Annotated in this window: 1 protein-coding gene; it reads left to right on the top strand. The window is 31.3% G+C overall.

The window, feature by feature from the left end:
• Positions 1 to 37 precede the first annotated feature (37 nt).
• A complete protein-coding gene (locus SY27_RS17980) occupies positions 38 to 3430 on the top strand; it encodes a hypothetical protein (RefSeq protein ID WP_045973025.1) in 3393 nt (1130 codons plus the stop codon).

Raw genomic sequence — 3430 nt, 5'->3', positions numbered from 1 at the left:
ATTAAAAAATAAAGAATTGAAAACAAAACGATACACCATGAGAATAAYAAAACTGCTAACTATTGTATTGATAAGTGCTTTAGGGTTTGGGCAAAACGATCCTAACCCACAAGATTATCTGCCAAATATAATTCCTCCATCTCCTGAAGCTTATGCATTGGGAAACTACGGAAATATTCCAGTAGGATTATTTACAGGATCTCCCAATGTACAAATACCCTTACTAGAATTTAAAACAAAAAGTATTACTATTCCCTTTAGTCTATCTTACAGTTCTAATGGAATAAAGATTGATGATGTTAATTCAAAAGTAGGATTAGGTTGGAACTTAATTGGTGGTGGTGTTATAAATAGAGTTATAAGAGACCAGCCAGATGAAGATTCTCAACTAATAATTCAAAAAGCATCAAATAACAATTATCAGGAACCAACATTAATGCAATATTTAAAAACTGTTGGAGAGAATGAATATATGGATTCTGAAAGAGATTTATTCAGCTACAACTTTAATGGAAATTCAGGACAATTTGTGTTCGACAAAGACGGATCAATTGTTCATTTGCCTCAATCGGATCTTAAAATTGAAGTTTATTCTGGTGCACTTGCTAGCGAATTGTATAATTTTAAAATTACAGATTTACAAGGTATTATATACTATTTTGAAGAAAAAGAAAGAACAAGAACAAGAACAAATACACCAGGGTATCATAACCCTCCAGAAAGCAACTATACTGCTTGGTATTTAAACAAAATAAAAACAACAGATGGTTTAGAAATTTACATTAATTATACTAGCCAAACAGACGATTATATTTCATCACAAAGTCAACAATTGTCAAAATCTTATCCTAGCTATCAATATTCAGTAGGAAAATCTTATTCAAAAGGTATTACTATATCACCTTTAAATTCACATAGCATTACAATTATTGGTAAAAAAATTGAAAGTATTCAGAGTAATAACCCTAATGACGGTAAATTGATTTTTACTTACAATAATGAATTATATAATGTAAGTGATCCGAATACCGTACTAAAGGAAATACGCAGAGAAAACAAAAGTGCTGAGATTATTAACAAAGTAAACCTTAATTACCTAGGAACTAATACAGAACGTCTTTTTCTTCAAGAAGTCATCTCAAATGACCCAAATCAAAAATATAGTTTTGAATACATACAACCCCATTTATTCCCCTCAAGACTATCATTTGCAAGAGATTATTGGGGTTATTATAATGGAGTTACAAGCAATACTAATTTAATTCCAAAGATTGATGGATATGGTTTACAGAATGTGAATTACAGCCACGCAAATTTAGAATTAAACTCAACTTTTTCAAAAATAGGTCTTCTTAATAAAATAATTTACCCAACTAAAGGAAGTACTTCGATTCACTATGAACAAAATAATTATTTTGGAGAAAAAAGAACATATCCTTCTAACCTCTTTAATTATTACCAAACCATAGATAGTTATGAAGGTCAGCGAAACAAAAAAGTAGACACACAAATATATTCTCATTTCATTCAAAAAGTAAAATTAATAGGTGGTTCCGAATTCTACAATTGCCAACCTGATTTAAATTTAGGATCTAATAAGCACAAAACAATAACAAGTGTTCATTGCGTAGAAGACAATGAAGCTGTAAGATTATTCAAATATGACCAGTTTGGAATGGAAATACCCAACGGTCTCTCAGCTGACTTAAATAACGGAGACGCTTATTTTATAGCTGAAAAAGAAAAAAATTATATTATTACTTTAACAAATAGTGGTACTTGTACAAGAGGCTATACATCGATTCAATATTATAAAGACAATTACACTACTAGCTACCAGAACATCCCTACTGGCGGTAATAGAGTCAGTGTGACCATTGATGATGATAATAATAAACCGATAATAAAAAGATATTATTATTCAAAACTAAATGAGTTATACAAATCTTCTGGAGTTAATGGTTTAAAGCAACACTATACGGACATTAGGACATGGAGAGAGCCAATAATTGGTTTTGATGGCTCTGGTAGTTTAGTAGGCTATCATGAATTCTCAGATTTAGTTGTTACTTCTAGTTCGTTAAGAAATATGTATGTTAATGGAAATAACATCTATTATCCTTATGTAACCATCAGTTATGGAGGCAATAATTTTGAAAACGGAGCAGAAGAAAAACAATTTATGGTTAATAAAGACTATTTTGGGAAAACGATATACAATAGTGATGATATTTCTGGAGCTCCATTTACTAATTTTGGATGGAATAATGGCTTTGAAATTGAATCGAAAAGTTATACCAAAAAAGGAAGTAATTTTTATCTATTAAAAAAACAATCCAACAACTATTTTCTTGACGAGACTAAGACTGTTGAATTAATCAACTTTGCTACTCGAAAAAAATATGATGAAATCCTAGAAGGCCCAGCTGTATACACGTGTAATTCGACTGATGTTACAACAAGATACCCTATAAAAACCTGTACAACAAATCATCAACACATTCATTATGTAGGTACTTGGAATTGTGTTGTTCCAGGAGCAAACAATGTAACTTCATACATAAACCACTCTTGTTATGGCAGAAACGTAGGGGATTTGATTACTTATTACAATAGATTAGACAATATTGACATTGTTGAATACAAGAACATATCTTACCGATATTATTTAAAAAATAAAACATCAACAGACTATTTTTATGACATTTCAAACAATTTAGTTGGCCAAGTTGAAAATACGATTATTAATTCACATAATAGCCCTAATCATCTTCAACAAACAACACAAACTATAATAACCAGTTCACCTGAAGAAACGTTAGAAACCAAATATTCTTATGCCCATGAACAAAGTAATCAAGYATTAATTGACAAAAATATGATTGCTATTCCATTAAAAACAGAAGTAAAAAGAAATGGAGTTGCCCTTTCTTCTCAAGAAACCCAATATAGAGACTGGGGCAATGGTATAATAGCACCTGAGGTAATMAAAACAGCCAAAGGAGCTGCAACAGCAGAAGTTAGAATAAAATACAATGCACTAGACAACACCACAGGTAATCCACTAGAAGTGCAGCAAGAAGGCGGACAACCTATCACTTACATTTGGGGCTATAACAAAACGTTGCCTATTGCCAAAATAGAAAATGCCACCTATGCCCAAGTGCAATCATATGAAGTTAATTTGCAAACTCTTTCTAATGGAACAGATGAAGCGAGCTTGATAACGGCTTTGAATAATTTGAGAACCGTTTTACCCAATGCGATGATAACCACCTATACACACAAACCACTTATAGGTGTAAGTACTATGACTGATCCTAAAGGGAATTTTGTACGATATCATTATGATCCTTTTAACCGATTGGAATTTGTAACGGACAAAGATGATAAGATAGTAAGCGAAAACAAGTATCATTATAAAAACTAA

This window comes from Flavobacterium sp. 316 (assembly GCF_000967805.1).
Classification (GTDB): domain Bacteria; phylum Bacteroidota; class Bacteroidia; order Flavobacteriales; family Flavobacteriaceae; genus Flavobacterium; species Flavobacterium sediminilitoris.
The sequence above is the reverse complement of the archived record's forward strand: the minus strand, read 5'-3'. Positions and strand labels throughout refer to the sequence as shown.